Genomic DNA, 18,054 nt, shown 5'->3' with positions numbered 1-18,054 from the left:
ACCAATTAAGTTAGGATTTGGATAAACGGTTGAAGTTATTCCTGGTTATTTCTGCGACGAGGCGGTTTTTCGAGCGTGGGCACTCGATTGCTCGAGTGCTTCGGCGGCGGCTTTGAGGGCGTTGCGGTCGGCGTCGTCCATCTTCTCGGGTTTTTTCGCCAGCAACTTGCGCACGGCGGCAGCATCTGCCTTGATCGCTTTCTTCTCCTCTTTGTCGAGCTGCTTGCCGACCGAGTTCAGGGCGCTTTCGGCATCGTTCAGCAAACGCTGGGCGTCTTCGCGAACGACGAACGAATCGCGTCGCGCCTCATCGGCTGCAGCGTAGGTTTCGGCATCGCGGATAGCCTGCTCGATCTCGTCGTCCGACATGCGCTCCGAATCGGTGATGGTGATGGATTGCTCGTTGTTCGTGCCGAGGTCCTTGGCCGACACTTTGAGGATGCCGTTGGCATCGATATCGAACGTCACTTCGATCTGCGGTGTACCGGCAGGTGCGCGTTTGATGCCCTTGAGCTGGAAGTTCCCGATGGTTTTATTATCGGCTGCCATGGGACGCTCGCCCTGGAGCACGTGGACTTCGACCTTGGTCTGAAACGCCGCCGCGGTGGTGAACACCTGGGAATGACGGGCCGGCAGGGTGGTGTTGCGCTCGATGATGCGCGTGGCTACGCCGCCGATCGTTTCGATGGAGAGGCTGAGCGGCGTCACGTCGAGCAGCAGTATCTCGCCGCCGCGCGTAGCGAGCCCCGCCTTTGCGCCCGAAAGCGTATCGCCTTGGATGGCGGCTCCCTGCGCCACGCATTCGTCGGGGTTGATCGACGACGACGGTTCCTTGCCCGTGAGAGAGCGCACGTGCGCCTGTACGGCGGGGATGCGGGTGGAGCCGCCCACGAGCAGCACTTGGCCGAGCTCCGAAGCGGCGATCCCCGCATCGCTCAACGCTTGGTGCACCGGACCTGTCGTGCGCTCGACGAGGTCGCGCGTCATGTTCTCGAACGCGCTGCGCGTGAGCACCGTTTCCATATGGAGCGGACCGGTGCTCCCCTGGGCGAGAAATGGGAGGTTCACCGTTGTCGATTCGATGGAGGAGAGCTCCTTTTTCGCGGTAGCTGCAGCTTCGCGGATGCGTTCGTGCGCGGCGGGGTCGCGGCGCACGTCGACGCCGTGCTCGCGCAGGAACCCGTCGGCGAGGTAATCGACGATGCGTTCGTCGAAATCATCGCCGCCGAGATGGTTGTCGCCCGCCGTGGCGAGCACCTCGATAACCCCGTCGCCGATCTCGATGACCGATACGTCGAACGTACCGCCGCCCAAGTCGTACACCATGACCTTCTGCGCGCCTCCGTTGTCGAGCCCGTAGGCGAGCGCTGCTGCGGTCGGCTCGTTGATGATGCGCAGCACGTTGAGCCCCGCGATGCGCCCGGCATCCTTCGTGGCTTGCCGTTGCATGTCGTTGAAGTAGGCGGGTACGGTGATCACGGCATCGACGATATCGTGTCCCACATAGGCTTCCGCATCCTGCCGGAGCTTGCGCAGGATCATCGCCGACAGCTCCTGGGCGGTATAGCGCTTGTCGTCGAGCGCAGCGCGCCAGTCGGTACCCATATGCCGCTTCACCGATGCGAAGGTGCGGTGCGGGTTGGTGGCGGCTTGGCGCATGGCGACGGTGCCGACGAGGCGCTGGCCGTCTTTGCCGAACGCGACGACGCTCGGGGTGGTGCGCTCGCCTTCGGCGTTGGCGATGACGCTTGCACGCCCGCCCTCGACGAGGGCGACGCAGCTGTTGGTGGTACCGAGATCGATTCCTATGGTGGTGGTCATGCGCAATCCTTTCGTAAGGGAGCTTTAGAATCCGAGGCAGTAGGGTCGGCAGAACATCTGCGCAGCGAGCAGGCCGCAGCAGATGGTGGCGGGATCGATGCCGCCCCTCGTGAACCCTCGTTCCTGGCTTTCCTGCTGGTAGGTTTGCCCCGTTTGGCGAAACGTTCGTTCGACGCGTGCGTAGTCGGCGTTGCCGGGATCCATCTGCACCGCTTTGCGTATATGGTCGAACGCGAGCACGGTGTTGCCCGCGCCCTTGTTCGCGAGAGCCGAAAGGTAGTACCAGCGCGCGTTTCTGCCTGTGCTCGGTATCGAGCTTGCAGCTTCGACTGCCCGGTCGTAGCGCCCCGCGTTGATGTCGTCGATGATACGGCGAACCTCGGGCGAATCGGAGGCCGAGGCTTCGGGATGGACGGGCGCGCTCTGGGCGCTTTGCCCGAATCCGAACAGATCGTCGAGATCGATCCAGTCGTAGGGATTGCCCGATCCGGCTCCCCCTTGCGTTCCGCCGCCCGCATACGGCCCGCCCGTGTAGGGGTTTGCTCCCCCATACGGCCCGCCCGTCGACGATGCCGAGCCGACCGGCCGTTCCCGAGCGTACTTCTCGGGGTTCATGATGCGGTCGTATGCTTCGTTGACCTCGTTCATGCGACGCGCGGCGGCCTCGTCGTCGGGGTTGAGGTCGGGGTGGTTCTCGCGAGCCTTTTTCCGGTACGCTTTCTTCACGTCGTCCTGGGATGCGCCGCGCTCGACGCCGAGCACGCTATAGGGGTCCATCGCCATCGTCTGCTCCGTGCTGTTCGGGGGTTGCCGTTGCTTTGTCTTCCGGGGCGAATCGCTCGTTGTACGTGCCCCATACGCCTGCGTACAAAACGCTGCGCAGTATGTGGATATCCTGTTCGAGCGGCAAACGCTCGAATGCCTGAACCGCTTCGCCGATGAAGGCGAGCAGCGGTTCGCGGGCGACGTTCGGATCGATGCCGCCCGCGACGAGTGGGTTGTAGCTGCCCGACTTCACGTCGTCTTCGTAGTCGACGACCGCATCCATGAGGTAGACGAACTTTCCGATCGACGCCCCCATGCGGCGAAGCGCGCTTCCCCAGGGATCCTGCCTGCATACGAACAGCTCGCCGAGAAGTTCGCCGAAGCGGTTGCCGACCGCATCGGGCGAGGCGTTCGGCGATTGCTCGAGGGATCTCATCTCGGTGCAGGCGCGCTCGATCAGCTCGCATTGCTCGGGAATGCGCCCTTTGGCCTCCCGATAGGGTTTTGCGAGCAGTTTCGTTCCCGCACGGGCGATCGTCGCGTGATCGTCGTGCCAGTCGTCTTCGAGTTTATGGTAGGCGAGCGCAATGGAAAGGTCGGCTGCGTAATCGGTGTAGGTGCTGGCAGCGAAGCGGTGGGCTTCGATCGGATGCTGGGGGCAACGCGTTTCGCCGTGCTCTTCTGCGGGTTCGTAAAGGGAGTGGTAGAGCATGACGAGGAACGTCAGGTCGTAGGTGAGGCAGGCGCGGCTGCGCTCGCCGCCGCGTTGCTTAAGCGATCGGCAGAGTCCGCAGTACAGCTCGCGGTAGCGGGATTTTTCGGCGTCGCTCAGGTCGGCGGCGTTGACGGTCATGATGCCGAACATGCTGGCCTCCTCGTCGGTGTCGGTATCGGAGCTCTTTTGATCGATGCGCGCGCAGGGCGGTGGAGGACGTTCATCATGCGAGCTTTTCGGTGAACGAGCGGAGAAGGTGCAATCCGCGGATGATATCGTCGAACGTTTCTTTCGGTTCTGCCGCAAACGCTTCGGTGAAGCGGGCATCGACGGTATCGTCGATCGAGGCGAGCAGCGCGCTTCCCCGACCGGTGATGTGGATGGCCACGGCGCGCCCGTCTTCGCTGTGCCGCATCTTTTCAACGAGTCCCTTTTCTTCGAGTTTGCGGCATACCGGGGCGAGGTTGGTGCGCAGGATGCCCACGCGATCGCTGATCTGGCCTGCCGTTTGCCCGGCACCGTCCGCCAGCTCGGTCAAGACGATGAGCTGCTGGATGGTGAGGCCGTGGTCCTGGCAGATCGGAAGCATGGTTTTGTGGACGCTGTTCTGCATGGCGCGGGTGGTGGACATGAACTCGCGACGGAATTCGTTGGGCGTCATCGGTTGCTCGTTCCTTTCCGCGCGAGTTCGCTCTCGGCGAGGCGCTGCTGTCGTAAAACCCGAAATCCGATGCTCGGAGCTGCTTGCCGAAGCCCGTTCGTCGAACGCGAGTGATTCAAAAATATAGTAATAAAGTAATACTATTTTGAGAAACAGGCCTTCGTCACAAACCTATCACACCGTCATACCACAGGCGTATCACGCGTTCCCCATAAGACGGGCGTGCTTCGCTCTGGCTTCTCGGCGGACGATCCCCTAGACTTGTCAGAGCGGACGTGCATTCGCGCGCCGGTGCGGTCCGCATCGGGCTCGGCCAGTGCGGGTCGGCAGGATCCAGCGATATCGGAGGTAGTCTTTCTTGATCGAACAAACAGCGGATACGGCAGCGGATCACGGCGGCACGGACGCGTCCGCTTCCGCATCTTTGGGACGGCTTGCACCGAGCTGGTGGGAGCCCGACGATGACGACGCGGAGCCGGAGCCGTGGCTTACCGCCGACGAGGCTCTCGACCGCTTCCTCGATTGGGCCGCCTCGCGCGGCATCGAACTGTGGTCTCATCAGGAAGAGGCCCTTATGGACCTCATGGTCGGCGACCATGTGATCCTCGGTACGCCGACGGGGTCGGGCAAGTCGCTTGTGGCCCTCGGCTTGCACTTCATGGCGCTTGCGACAGGGCGCCGCGCATACTACACCGCTCCCATCAAGGCGCTCGTCAGCGAGAAGTTCTTCGATCTGGTGGATGTGCTGGGACGCGAGAACGTGGGCATGATCACAGGTGATACCCACATCAACACCCAGGCCCCGGTCATCTGCTGCACGGCCGAGATACTCGCGAACCTCGCACTGCGCGAAGGCGAGGGCGCCGATGTGGGCTGCGTGGCTATGGACGAGTTCCACTACTACGGCGACGCCGATCGCGGGTGGGCGTGGCAGGTGCCGTTGCTCACGCTGCCGAAAACCCAATTCTTGCTGATGAGCGCAACGCTCGGCGACGTGAGCGCCATCGCCGAATCGCTCAAGGAGCAGACGGGGACCGATGTGGACGTCGTTGCCGACGCGCCGCGCCCCGTTCCGCTCTCCTACGAGTACGTCGAGATGCCGCTCGAGGGTACGGTGGAGCTTGCTCTTCGAAAGGGCGAGGCGCCCCTGTATCTCGTGCACTTCTCGCAGGATGCGGCGCTTTCCACCGCTCAATCGCTATCGAGTTTCGGCGTGGCCACCAAAGAGCAGCGCGAGGGCATCAAGGAGGCCATGGCGGGCACGCGGTTCACCACCGCGTTCGGCAAGACGCTCAAACGGCTTCTCGCTTCCGGCGTGGGCGTGCACCACGCCGGCATGTTGCCGCGCTATCGGCTGCTGGTGGAAAAGCTTGCCCAACAGGGGCTTCTGCCCGTCATTTGCGGCACCGACACGCTGGGCGTGGGCATCAACGTCCCCATCCATACGGTGGTGCTCACCGCGCTCGCCAAGTTCGACGGGCACCGCATGCGGCGGCTGCGCGCCCGCGAATTCCATCAGATCGCGGGACGGGCGGGAAGGTCGGGCTTCGACACCGAGGGCATGGTGATAGCCGAAGCGCCCGAGCACGACATCGAGAACGCGCGCCTGGTTCTGAAGGCCGGGGGAGATCCGAAGAAGATCCGCAAGATCAAGAAGAAACAGGCTCCCGAGGGATTCGTCACCTGGAACGAGCAGACGTATCGGCGGCTCATCGAAGCCGTTCCCGAAACGCTCAAACCGCGCATGCGCATCACCCATTCCATGGTGCTGTCGGAGGTCGTGCAAGGAGGCGACGCCTACGGGCGGGTGCGGCGACTCATCGACGACTCCGCCCAGACCGCCGACGAGAAGGCGGCGCTCGCCTTGCGGGCGGACGAGGTGTTCGAGACGCTCATCGGCGCCGATGTTATCGAGCGCGTCGAGGGCGGCGCGGGGGGAGGCGTCGAGTACGTCACCACCGTCGATCTTCCTGAAGATTTTGCGCTCGACCAGCCTCTTTCTCCGTTTTTGCTGGCAGCGCTCGAGCTTTTGGATCCGGAAGAGGAGACGTATGCGCTCGACGTCATCTCCATGGCGGAGGCTACGCTCGAGGATCCCCGGCAGGTCCTGCGCGCGCAGGAGCGCCAGGCGAGGGATCGCGCTATGGCGGATATGAAGGCGGAGGGCATCGAGTACGAGGAGCGTTTGGAACGGATAGCCGACATCACGTACCCGAAGCCGCTGGAAGACCTGTTGGACGGCGCGTTCGAGCGCTACTGCGAAGAGGTTCCCTGGGCCCGTGATTTCGAGCTCGCGCCCAAATCGGTGCTTCGCGACATGCTGGAAACCGCATCGGATTTCAAGGGCTATGTGGGCCGCTACGGCATTGCCCGATCGGAGGGCACGCTGCTGCGCTATCTTTCCGATGCGTTTCGCGTGCTCGACCGTACGATCCCCGAAGACAAGCGCGACGAGCGGCTGAAAGACGTCATAGCCTGGCTGGGCTTCGTCGTGCGTTCGGTCGATTCGAGTTTGGTGGACGAGTGGGAGAGCGCCGGCTCGATGCTCGATGCCGCTCCTCCGGCCGCAACCGACGAAGTGGTGCGCGATCGTCGCGGGGTTGCCGTTCTGGTGCGCAACGCCCTTTTCTCGCGCGTGCGGTTAGCTGCGCGGGGCAAAGCGGCCGATCTCGGCAAGCTCGATCAGGAATGGGGCTGCGGCGAGGCTCGTTGGCAGCGGGCGCTCGACGCATACTACGACGTGCACGATGAGGTGCTCATCGATGCGGATGCGCGCTCGGCAGCCTATCTCGTTATCGACGAGTCCGACGAAAAGACCGAGCGCGTATGGCACGTGCATCAGATATTCAGCGATTCGGACGGCGATCGCGATTTCGGCATCGCGGCCGACGTGGACCTCGATGCAACGCAAGCCGAGAGCGAGGCCGTGTTCAAGAACTACCGCGTGGGGTTCTTCGAGGAGCTGTAGGTACCGTGCTCTGAGTTCGGTGGATGCGGCTTCTTCGCGCCTCTTTTGTTTTGGGGTTTCAGCGAATGAGCCGGGTGGTCGCCTGGAGTCTGCGCGGCGGGCTGCTCCCTGCGCCTTCTTGTGTCATAATCTAGGCGAGCATGAGAGAAGGGAATGCAGCATGGCACGGACGAGCGCTCCATCGACGACGCGGCGCACGCTTCACTATTTCTGGTTGGTTACGAGGAAGCACGTAGGGCTGTTCGCGGCTCTCATGGCGTCCACGATCGCTTTCGTGGCGCTGCTTTCGTACGGCAACCCCTATGTGATGAGCCTTGTGGTCGACCGCGTGAGTGCGGGCCCCGTTGCGGCCGATGAGGTGTTCGCCGTATTCGGTCCCTACATCCTCGCGCTCATCGGCATCAACGTGTTCGGGCAGGTGGCGAGCAAGCTGCAAGACTACACCATGTACCGGCTCGAGATCGCCGCCGCCTACGATCTTGCCACCATGTCGTTCGACGCGCTGTGCAACCAGTCCATGTCGTTTCACTCCAACCGGTTCGGCGGCACGCTCGTAAGCCAAACCACCAAGTTCATGAGCTCCTATCAGCTGCTGCTCGAAACCATCACGTTCCCGTTTCTGCCGGTTATCTGCTCGGTTGTGTTCACCTGCGCCATCCTTGCTCCCCGCGTGCCCGTCTACGTTGCCATCCTCATGGTGCTTTTGGCGGTGTATGCGGGGGTTTCGTACTACATGTACAAGCGCATCCTGCATTTGAACGAGCAGGCGGCGAGCGCGCAGAACCAGCTCTCCGGCGAGCTGTCCGACTCGGTGGCGAACATCCTCGCCGTGAAAACCTACGGACGCGAGGATTACGAGCGGGGTCTGTTCGACGAGGCCAACCGAGAAGTGGTCGCGCGCGATTCGAAGCGCATGTGGGCTTCTCTCACGCGCGGCATCGTAACGGCATGCATCACCATCGCCATCATGAGCGTGGTTGCGGTGTTCATCGCAGGGGGAAACGCCTGGTACGGTATCACGCCCGGTACGCTCGTGGTGATGTTCACCTACACCTACACCGTGACGAACCAGTTCAATTTCATCAACAACGGCTTGCAGCGGTTCAACCGCGCCTTCGGCGATGCGAGCGGCATGACCGTCATCCTTGACGAACCGCGCCTTGTTGCCGACAAGCCCGATGCGCTGCCGCTTGCGGTGCGCGAGGGGGCCATCGATTTCGAGGATATCGATTTTTGGTACACCGACGGCAATGCGCGCACGCAGGTATTCGACAAATTCGATCTGCATATTCCCGCAGGCCAGCGCGTGGGGCTCGTGGGTATGAGCGGTGCGGGAAAAACCACGCTCACGAAGCTTTTGCTGCGTTTGTCCGACATCCAGGAGGGGCGCATCCTCGTGGACGGGCAGAACATCGCCGACACCACGCAGCAATCGCTGCGCCGCCAGATCGCCTACGTTCCCCAGGAGGCGCTCCTGTTCCACCGCACGATCGCGGAGAACATCGCCTATGGGCGTCCCGAGGCCACGATGGACGAGATCCGCGAGGCGGCGCGGCAGGCGAACGCGCTCGAGTTCATCGAGCGGTTGCCCCAGGGGTTCGAAACGATCACCGGTGAGCGGGGCGTGAAGCTCTCGGGCGGGCAGCGTCAGCGTATCGCGATCGCGCGGGCGCTTTTGGCCGATTGCCCGGTGCTCGTGCTCGACGAAGCGACGAGCGCGCTCGATTCCGAAAGCGAGCAGCTCGTGCAGGACGCCCTTTCCACGCTCATGCGCGGGCGCACCTCCATTGTGGTGGCGCATCGTCTTTCCACGGTGGCGAGCCTCGACCGCATCGTCGTGCTCGAGGGCGGCAAGGTAGTGGAGGACGGACCTCATGAGCGCTTGATCGAGGCGGGCGGCGAGTACGCTCACCTGTGGAGCCGTCAGACCGGTGCATATTTAGAGTAGAGTCGTTTTCTGCGGCGGACTAATCGGTGAGTGGTAGGTACGGTATTCCTGCATGAAACGCAGGCGCGTCATCGGTTTTCTGCATGGCGTCTCCGTGCGCTTCCATTTTTCCCGGCAAACGGTCGAAAACGCGGTTTTCCACTGATCAGAAAAACCTTCGTTTCGGAATTGTGCACCTGCTCAAAGTCGGTATAATGCAGCCTTCCGCACAGCGGAAGCCCGTGGAGCACGGCGCGGGTGGGGCCTTCAAGCGGCCCTGTTGCAGGCGCCGCGAAACGGCGCATTCCGAAAGGGAGGTACATACTTATGAGCGGTGACAACGCGGTACTGGCACGAAACACTGAAGATGCGCCCAAGAGTCCTCTGCATTCCCAGACGGTGGCCTTCTCCCACTACAACAACCTGTCGGCGCAGCTGCCCGTCGATCCGAAGACGGGAAGCCTGGTCGATGGCGGTGTGCGGGAGCAGGCGACGCAGTGCTTCGAGAACATCAAGGCGATCGTGGACAGCATCGGCCATTCCCTGAGCGACGTGGTGCGCATCACGGTGTTCGTTCGAAACATCGAAGACATCGATGTCGTCGACGAGGTTTATCGGACGTATTTCCCGACGTACGTTCCCACGCGCACTTCGGTTGCCGTCGCGGATCTTCCCCTTGGTGCTTCGGTGCAGATCGAAGCTTTGCTCTCGAACGGCGAGGGCACCATCCCGAACGAGCCGCAGGCGGGCGACCTCATCAAGTACGTCAACAACACGGCAGAAGCTCCCCTGAGCGCGCTGCATTCCCAGACGGTGGCCTTCTCCCACTACAACAACCTGTCGGCGCAGCTGCCCGTCGATCCGAAATCGGGTCAACTGATCGTCGGCGGCGTGAGGGAGCAGACCGCGCAGTGCCTGAAAAACGTGAAGGCGATTCTTGCGAGCATCGACGTTCCCTTCGACGACATCGTCAAGATCACCGTCTTCCTCAAAGACCTTTCCGACATCGAGGTTGTAAACGAGGTCTACTCGATGTTCTTCCCCGATTCGGCGATCGCGCGAGCGGTAGGCTATGTTCCTGCGCGTACGGTGGTCGAGGCGGCGGCGTTGCCCATGCACGCTCTCGTGCAGATCGAAGCAGTGGTTTCGCACGGCGACGGTACTCCTCCGCAGGCCGTTGAGGACAGGCACGGGCTTATCGTGGAGGCGAACAACACCGACGCCGCACCGCGCAATCCGCTGTCAACCCAGACGGTCGCGTTCTCCCACTACAACAACATCTCCGCTCAGCTTCCCCTCGATCCCGCGACGGGCGAGCTCGTGGCGGGCGGCGCCAAGGAGCAGGCTGCGCAATGCCTGCAGAACATCAAGGCGATCGTCGAGAGCGTCGGCCATTCGCTCGACGATGTGGTCAAGGTGAACGTGTTCTTGCGCGATCTCGACGATGCGGAGGCTGTCGACGAGGCGTATGCGGCGTTTTTCCCTGGCGGCGTTCCCGCGCGCAGGACGGTCGGCGTATCCGCGTTGCCCCTGGATGCCCTGATCCAGATCGACGCTATCGTGGCGAATGCCGAAGGCACGCCTCCGATCGCGTAAACGGCTCGGCACCTGCTGAACACCGGGGCTCCCGATTTCGCCGATGGGCGATTTCGGGAGCCTTTTCTGTGCGGCGGCTTTATGCCGGGAGCGCCCTTGTTGACTTGTTTCGGATTCGCGGGCGCATCGGGCCCCGGCGGCGCGGTGCTGCGGTATCATGGAGTCGATGCAAAGTTCGGCATATCGGTGCGCCCCCCGCAACGGGCTGCGCCCACGCGAATACGAAAGGTTGACTATGACGAAGATAGAGATGACCACGCCCTTGGTGGAGATGGACGGCGACGAGATGACGCGCATCATCTGGCAGATGATCAAGGACGAGCTGCTTTATCCGCATATCGACCTGAAGACCGAATACTACGATCTGGGCTTGGAGCACCGCAACGCCACCGACGATCAGGTGACCGTCGACTCGGCCGAGGCTACCAAGCGTTTGGGCGTAGCCGTGAAGTGCGCCACCATCACGCCGAACGCCGCGCGCATGGACGAGTACGATCTCAAGAGCATGTGGAAGAGCCCCAACGGCACGATCCGCGCCATGCTCGACGGCACGGTGTTCCGCACGCCCATCACGGTCAAGGGCATCGAGCCGTGCGTGCGCAATTGGGTGAAGCCCATCACGATCGCCCGTCATGCGTACGGCGACGTGTACAAGAACACCGAGATGGTCATTCCCGGCCCCGGTACGGTGGAGCTTGTCTACACCGCAGCCGACGGAACCGAGATGCGCGAGCTCGTGCACCGGTTCGACGGCCCCGGCGTGGCGCAGGGCATGCACAACCTCGACGCCTCCATCGAAAGCTTCGCGCGCAGCTGCTTCGAGTATGCGCTCGATCTGGGGCAGGACATCTGGTTTGCCACCAAGGACACCATTTCCAAGAAATACGACCACCGCTTCAAGGACATCTTCCAGGAGATCTACGACGTCGAGTACGCCGCGCGTTTCGAGGAGGCGGGAATCGAGTACTTCTACACGCTCATAGACGACGCCGTGGCGCGCGTGATGAAGGCCGACGGAGGCTTCATCTGGGCGTGCAAGAACTACGACGGCGACGTGATGAGCGACATGGTGTCGTCTGCGTTCGGCTCGCTTGCGATGATGACCTCGGTGCTCGTCAGCCCCCAGGGATACTACGAGTACGAGGCGGCGCACGGCACGGTGCAGCGCCACTACTACAAGCACCTTGCCGGTGAGGAGACGTCCACGAACTCGGTGGCCACCATCTTCGCGTGGTCGGGGGCGCTGCGCAAGCGCGGCGAGCTCGACGGTCTGGCCGATCTGGTCGATTTCGCCGACCGGCTGGAAAAGGCCACGCTCGATACCATCGAAGCGGGGGAGATGACGGGGGATCTGGCGCGCATCACGACGCTCGAGAACCCGAAGACGCTCAGCACGCGCGATTTCATCCTGGCGATCGCCGAGCGTCTGTAACACGAAGGCGCATCGGGCGCGCAGCTTTGGGCTACGCGCCCGCATCGTGCTGGGGCGGCGTTGTTTCGGCCGCCGCCGTTTCGCCGCCGACGGACTCGCCGCGCCCCTTGCGCCTATGTCGGGTGTGCGGATCTTGGCGGTCAGGGACGTCGTGCCGGACATGACGGCCGTGGCTGCTGCGGCTGCTGGCCGGGTTGCTGCCGTTACCGCTCGGAGCCGGCTTCTGGTGCAGCTGTTGCGGCTGGTATGCGGTTGCCGCTGCCGGGAGCCGCCTTCGGGTGCAATCGTTGCGGATGGGTTGCTGCTGCCGTGCTTCCACGGGGTTTTGTCGAAAAACGGCTTCCTGATGGCGGCCAATCGTCGTTTTGCGCCGATTCGAGGTCGCTCCGAATCGCTCGAAGGCGCTTCGGGTTAAATCGCTCTACGAAATCGCAGGTCGGAAAATCAGCAACGGCAAACTTCGGTGCAAATCGATGCAAGGTTTTCGCAAAACAAGCCTTCGCCGCCATCAGGCGGCCGTTTTCGTCGCAAAGTTAGAATCGACGCGTTCTCGCGCAGCGCCTCGGCGCCGAACCGGTGCTTCGCGGCTTCGGGCGGGCTCGTGCCGAGATCGGTTTGACGGGGGGGGGTCTTTTCTGCGTGTTTTTCCTCGTTGTGTTACGTTCGGGCTAAACCTTCCTGATGACTGGTGTTTCGACCTGCGCCAACGCAGAAGGCTTCCTCCCGGCTTCGGTCCGGTTGCCTGAAAACGCCCTCGAAGCGGTCCGAAATGCAACACAACGCATGTTTTCCTGCGAATCCGGGTCGACGGCTGCTCGGCCGCAGATGCGTAGCCCCCGTGGCTATATGCGCTGCTTGAGGTAGCGTCCCGTTACGCTGGCGTCGTCGGCGGCGATCTCGGCGGGCGTGCCTGCAGCGACGATGAGCCCGCCCGCCTCGCCGCCTCCCGGTCCCATGTCGATCACGTAATCGGCGTTAGCTATCACATCGAGGTCGTGCTCGATGACCACGACGGTACCGCCCTGCTCGACGAGGCTCTGGAACACCTCGAGCAGGGTGCGCACGTCCAAGGGGTGCAGCCCGATGGTGGGCTCGTCGAACACGAACACCGCATCCTTCTGCACTCGGCCCATCTCGCTTGCGAGCTTGAGGCGCTGGGCCTCGCCGCCCGACAGCGCGGGCGTTGCCTCGCCGAGCGTGAGGTAGCCCAGTCCCAGGCCGTGGAGCGTTTGCAGGCGGGCATGCACCTTCTTGAGGTCGTCGGTCGCCGGCAGCGCTTCGTCAACGCTCATCGCCATGAGCTGGGGAAGCGTGAGGCCCGGGCCGCTCTCGCCCTTGCGGGGGCGATGGATCAGATTCGCTTCGTCGCCGTAGCGCGAGCCGCGGCAGGCGGGGCAGGTGATGTCCACGTCGGGGAGGAACTGGACGTCGAGGCTGATCGAACCCGTGCCGTCGCATACGGGGCAGCGGAGCTTGCCCGTGTTGTAGGAGAAATCTCCCGCCTTGCAGCTGGCTGCCTTCGCGTCGGCGGTGCGTGCGTAGGCGCGGCGCAGCTCGTCGTGCACGTTCGCGTAGGTGGCCACGGTGGAGCGAACGTTGGTACCGATGGGCGTGGCGTCGATGAGGTTCGCCCGCTTTATGCCGTCCGCCTCGATGGCCTTGACGTGGGACGGCGGCTCGGTGCCGGACGCGCTTGCCGCGAGGGCGACAACGAGGCTTTCCAGCACGAGGGTGGTTTTCCCCGATCCCGATACGCCGGTGACGGCGGTCAGCCGCCCGCGCGGGATGTCGACGATAAGCGGCTTGACGGTATGGAGGCCCTCGGTTTCGAGATGGATGTCCCCGATGGCGAACACGTCTCCTGCGCCGATGCGCTTGCGTACCCGCACCGATTCCGCTCCCGAAAGAAACGAGCCGATCCGTGAGGCGGGATTTGCCTCCACTTCGGCAAGCGGCCCCTCGGCGATCACCCGACCGCCGCTTGCGCCCGCGCCGGGGCCCATCTCGATGAGATGGTCGGCGTGCGTCAGGATATGCGTGTCGTGGTCCACCATGACAACCGAGTTCCCGTCCGCCAGCAGATCGCGCATGACGTCGAGAAGGCCGTCGATGTTCGAGGGATGCAGGCCGATGGAGGGCTCGTCGAGCACGTAGAGCACCCCGGTTGTGCGGTTGCGCACGGCGCGGGCCAGCTGCACGCGCTGGCGCTCGCCCGTGGAGAGCGTAGCGCTTGCGCGATCGAGTGAAAGGTAGCTGAGCCCCAGATCGACAAGACGGCGGGCCGTGTGCAGATACGACTCGCAGATGCTCGCTGCCATGGGCCGCATCTCGGGGGGCAGGGTTTCGGGCACGGCAGCCACCCATGCGATCGAATCGGCAAGGGTCTTCTCGGTTGCTTCGGCGAGGTTGATGCCCGCCACCTGCGGGTTGCGCGCCTGGACGGAGAGGCGCGAACCGTGGCAGACGGGGCAGGGGCCTTGCGTGAGGAAGCGGGCTACCCGCTTGAGCCCCTTCTCGTCCTTCGCTTTCGCAAGCGCGTTCTCTACGGTGTAGATGGCGTTGTAGTACGTGAAGTCCAGCTCGGCAAACGCATCGGTCTTCTTCGCCTTGTACAGGATGTGCTTCTTCTCGGCGGGTCCGTGAAAGACGATGTCGCGCTCTTCGGGCGTCAGCTCGCTGAAGGGGACATCGGTGCGGACGCCCATCTCGCGGGCAACCTGCTTCATGAGATCCCACATGAGCGTGCTCCACGGCACGACGGCGCCCTCGTCGATGGAAAGCGTTTCGTCGGGCACGAGGGAGTCGACATCGACCGTGCGCACGATGCCCGTGCCGTCGCATTCGGGGCAGGCCCCCTCACTGTTGAAGGCGAGCTGTTCTGCTCCCGGGCCGAAGAACTCGATGCCGCAGGTTGAGCACGTGATGGGCTGCTCGGCGGCAACGGCGAGCGTCGGGGGATTGCGGTGGCCGTTGGGGCATACGTGGCTGCCTGTGCGTGAGAACAGCAGACGCAGGCTGTTCAGCAGTTCGGTGGACGTGCCGAACGTGCTGCGAACGCCCGGTACGCTCGGACGCTGATGGAGCGCGAGCGCAGCGGGTACGTGGAGCACCTCGTCGACGGCGGCGCGGCTTGCCTGCGTGAGCCTGCGGCGCGTGTACGTCGAGAGCGCCTCGAGGTAGCGGCGCGACCCTTCGGCGTAGAGCACGCCCAAAGCGAGCGAGGACTTGCCCGACCCCGAAACCCCGGCGATGCCCACGAGCCGGTTTAAGGGGATGTCGACATCGATGTTCTTCAGGTTGTGGACGCGTGCCCCGCGCACCTGGATGCGATCGGGTTCTTGGGGACGGTTCTCGTGTTCGTCTGCGGGTGCGTTCGAGCTGGTCATGATGCCTCTTCGCGAGTTGGTTGTTGCAGTGTGCGCCCGAGTACTGCCGGGTGCCGTCTGATGCCGTCGGAGCGCGATACGATGATAGGCGATCTGCGCTTGCCGCGGGGCAATTGTAACGCGATGGGCACGTTGCCCGCTCAGCGCTGCCGGATGGAGAACGTTATCTCCACGGTGTCGCCCACATCGACGTGCAGCCGCTTTCTCGCCTTGGCGGGCAAAGCGAGAAAATGGGAGCCGTCCCCCAGAGGCAAGAGCGATGTGGGCCATGTGAAGCTGGCGGCGTTCGCCCGTGCGGTGGCCGTTACCGCGATGAGACCGCGATCCTGCAGATCGTAGTACGGTTCGCATAGGCTGGCGGGAACGGCTGCGTAGTACCAGCCGCCCGGCCGATCGAATAACTCGACAGGTGCTGCAAACGATTCGGGCCTGCTCATGGTTTGGTCCTTTCTCTGCCACGCGGGGTTTGGCAAGCATGTCGGTGGAGCACGCGCGGATCTTTTGCGTCCGTCACTTGTTCTTCACCATGGAAAGCGAGATCTTTCCCCTTTCCTTGTCGATGCCGGCAACCCATACGGTTACGGTATCGCCCACGGAGACGACTTCGCTCGGGTGCTTGACGAAGCGGTCGGCCATCTTAGACACGTGCACAAGGCCGTCCTGCTTCACGCCGATGTCGACGAATGCGCCGAAATCCACGACGTTGCGGACGGTGCCCGTAAGCTCCATGCCCAAGACGAGGTCGTCGAAAGAGCGGATGCCTTCGCTGAATACGACTTCGGGTGCGTCGTCGCGCGGATCGCGCCCCGGCTTTTCCAGCTCGGCTATGATGTCGCGCAGGGTGGGAAGCCCCACGCCGAGCTCGGCAGCCAGTGCCGGCACGTCTTCGATGCGCTCGCCGGCGTTGGGGATTCCGTGCCCCAGATCCTCGAGCTTCGCACCGGCCCGCTTGACGACCTCGCGTGCGACCGGATAGCTTTCGGGGTGGACGCTCGTAGCGTCGAGCGGGTTTCTTCCGCCCGAGATGCGCAGGAACCCGGCGCTGTTCTCGAACGCCTTCGCGCCCAGCTTGGGGACCTTTTTGAGCTCGCGGCGGTCGGTGAACCTGCCGTGCTCCTCGCGATAGGCGACGATGTTCTTCGCGACCGTTGCGTTGATGCCCGCCACGTAGCCGAGCAGGCTGGCGCTCGCGGTGTTGAGATCCACCCCCACGCGGTTGACGACGTTTTCCACCACATCGGCGAGTGCACGTCCGAGTTCTGCCTGGTTGAGGTCGTGCTGGTACTGGCCGACGCCGATGGACTGGGGCGGTATCTTCACGAGCTCGGCCAGCGGGTCTTGCAGCCTGCGGCCGAGGCTCATGGCTCCGCGCGTGGTTACGTCGAGGTCGGGATATTCCTCGCTTGCGAGCTTCGAGGCCGAGTAGACCGAAGCGCCCGCTTCGTTGACGATCGTGTAGCGAAGCGGTGCCGTGCTCTTCGCGATGAAATCGGCGACAACCTCCTCGGTTTCGCTGCTCCCCGTGCCGTTGCCGATGACGATGACGTTGATGTCGTAGCGCCGCACGTACTCGGCGAGCTTGCTCTGCGTCTTGGCCGTTTCCGATCTCGGCGGGGTGGGGTAGACGGTCGTATAGTCGAGGAGCTTGCCGTATTCATCGAGCACGGCGACCTTGCAGCCCGTGCGGTATCCCGGGTCGATGGCAATCACGCGCGCGTTTCGAACAGGGCGCTGCTGCAGGAGGTTCTCGGTGTTTTTGGCGAACACCCTGATGGCGTCGGTCTCGGCCCGCTCGGTGAGCTCGGCGCGCATCTCACGTTCGAGCGAGGGCGCCATCAGGCGCTTGTAGCAGTCGGCGAGGCATGCCTTCAAGGTGTCGGTGAAGATGCTCGGGCGACGAATCACCCGCTTTTCCAGCTGTTCGATCGCGAAGGCTTCGTCTGCGCGCACCCTGACCTTGAGCTTGCCTTCCTTCTCGCCGCGGTTGACGGCGAGGATCCGATGGTTGGGTATTTTGGAGATCGGCTCCGAGAACTCGTAGTACATCTCGTAGACGGTCTTCTCGTTTTTATCGGTTGCCTCGCATGTGAGGGCGCCGCGCTTTCTCGTGAAATCGCGCAGAAGCGCGGTGTGCTCCGCATCGTCGGCAACGTGCTCGGCGATGATGTCGGCAGCGCCCTGCAGGGCTGCTTCGGGCGTGCCGTAGCCTGCTTCGGCGTTGAGGTGCTCGGCGGCGATCGCGTAAGGATCGCCGTTCGAGCGGTTCTGCGCAAGCATGAGCAGCGCGAGCGGTTCCAGCCCCGCATCGCGTGCCTTGGAAGCGCGGGTGGCGCGCTTCTTCTTGAAGGGCTTGTAGAGGTCCTCGACGCGTTGCAGCACTGTTGCCGCCTCGATCTTCTTCTGCAGCTCGTCGGTGAGACCGCCCTGCTCTTCGATGGAGCGCAGGACCTCGGCCTTGCGTGCTTCGAGGTTCTTGAGGTATGTAAGTCGCTCGTCGAACTCGCGCAGGGTCACATCGTCGATGCCGCCCGTCGCCTCTTTGCGGTAGCGGGCGATGAACGGGATCGTATTGCCGTCGTCGATGAGGCCGATAACGGCGTCGACTTGGGCGGGCGCGAGCTTGAACTGGTCGGCGAGCAGGTTTTTGATGCTGGGCATGGGGTCTCGTTTCCTCGTTTTCAGAGTATTCTACCCGATGTGGCGATGCCCGGGCGACTGCCCGGCGCTTTTCGCAGTGCGCATGCCGTGGCTGCCGGGCATTCCGGTCAAGGCTTGTGCCCGAT

At 63.3% G+C, this 18,054-nt stretch carries 11 protein-coding genes; 4 read left to right on the top strand and 7 right to left on the bottom strand.

What is annotated here, in order from left to right; genetic code table 11:
• Positions 1-45: 45 nt before the first annotated feature.
• The 4 genes from dnaK to MWL89_RS12280 all read right to left on the bottom strand — a co-directional run bounded on the left by dnaK (position 46) and on the right by MWL89_RS12280 (position 3,962).
• Positions 46-1,821 carry a molecular chaperone DnaK gene (dnaK, locus tag MWL89_RS12295; RefSeq protein ID WP_102377449.1) on the bottom strand — a complete coding sequence of 592 codons (1,776 nt, stop codon included), beginning with the start codon at positions 1,819-1,821 and terminating at the stop codon, positions 46-48.
• A gap of 24 nt (positions 1,822-1,845) precedes the next feature.
• Positions 1,846-2,598, bottom strand: a complete 753-nt coding sequence (locus tag MWL89_RS12290; RefSeq protein WP_244386320.1) for a J domain-containing protein — start codon at positions 2,596-2,598, stop codon at positions 1,846-1,848.
• Positions 2,585-3,451: a DUF5685 family protein gene (locus MWL89_RS12285; RefSeq protein ID WP_180994950.1), complete on the bottom strand. Its 867-nt coding sequence runs from the start codon at positions 3,449-3,451 to the stop codon at positions 2,585-2,587. The genes MWL89_RS12290 and MWL89_RS12285 overlap by 14 nt, the downstream gene beginning before the upstream one ends.
• Before the next feature lie 73 nt (positions 3,452-3,524).
• A complete protein-coding gene (locus tag MWL89_RS12280) occupies positions 3,525-3,962 on the bottom strand; it encodes a MarR family winged helix-turn-helix transcriptional regulator (protein ID WP_102377451.1) in 438 nt (145 codons plus the stop codon).
• A 358-nt stretch (positions 3,963-4,320) separates the two neighbouring features.
• Here MWL89_RS12280 and MWL89_RS12275 point away from each other — a divergent pair, with 358 nt between their 5' ends.
• From MWL89_RS12275 to MWL89_RS12260, 4 genes are all read left to right on the top strand, one after another.
• Complete coding sequence (locus tag MWL89_RS12275) at positions 4,321-6,930, top strand: DEAD/DEAH box helicase (protein ID WP_425226272.1); 2,610 nt, start codon at positions 4,321-4,323, stop codon at positions 6,928-6,930.
• Between the two features lie 160 nt (positions 6,931-7,090).
• Positions 7,091-8,878 (top strand): ABC transporter ATP-binding protein, encoded by a 1,788-nt coding sequence (locus MWL89_RS12270; RefSeq protein WP_102377452.1) that lies wholly within the window; start codon positions 7,091-7,093, stop codon positions 8,876-8,878.
• A gap of 306 nt (positions 8,879-9,184) precedes the next feature.
• Complete coding sequence (locus tag MWL89_RS12265; RefSeq protein ID WP_244386318.1) at positions 9,185-10,453, top strand: RidA family protein; 1,269 nt, start codon at positions 9,185-9,187, stop codon at positions 10,451-10,453.
• 235 nt (positions 10,454-10,688) lie between these two features.
• Positions 10,689-11,885 carry an NADP-dependent isocitrate dehydrogenase gene (locus tag MWL89_RS12260; protein WP_244386316.1) on the top strand — a complete coding sequence of 399 codons (1,197 nt, stop codon included), beginning with the start codon at positions 10,689-10,691 and terminating at the stop codon, positions 11,883-11,885.
• Between the two features lie 842 nt (positions 11,886-12,727).
• On the opposite strand, the gene MWL89_RS12255 is transcribed toward MWL89_RS12260, so the two are convergent.
• The 3 genes from MWL89_RS12255 to MWL89_RS12245 all read right to left on the bottom strand — a co-directional run bounded on the left by MWL89_RS12255 (position 12,728) and on the right by MWL89_RS12245 (position 17,929).
• Complete coding sequence (locus MWL89_RS12255; RefSeq protein WP_244386312.1) at positions 12,728-15,271, bottom strand: excinuclease ABC subunit UvrA; 2,544 nt, start codon at positions 15,269-15,271, stop codon at positions 12,728-12,730.
• Positions 15,272-15,411: 140 nt separating this feature from the next.
• Positions 15,412-15,708, bottom strand: coding sequence for a DUF1905 domain-containing protein (locus MWL89_RS12250; RefSeq protein ID WP_102377456.1), 297 nt, complete (start codon positions 15,706-15,708; stop codon positions 15,412-15,414).
• Between the two features lie 73 nt (positions 15,709-15,781).
• Positions 15,782-17,929: a Tex family protein gene (locus MWL89_RS12245; protein ID WP_244386309.1), complete on the bottom strand. Its 2,148-nt coding sequence runs from the start codon at positions 17,927-17,929 to the stop codon at positions 15,782-15,784.
• Positions 17,930-18,054: the final 125 nt, after the last annotated feature.

The sequence above is a fragment of the Raoultibacter timonensis genome, assembly GCF_022845715.1.
Lineage (GTDB): Bacteria > Actinomycetota > Coriobacteriia > Coriobacteriales > Eggerthellaceae > Raoultibacter > Raoultibacter timonensis.
Note: the sequence above shows the minus strand (reverse complement) of the source record. Positions and strands in the feature narration are given on the sequence as shown.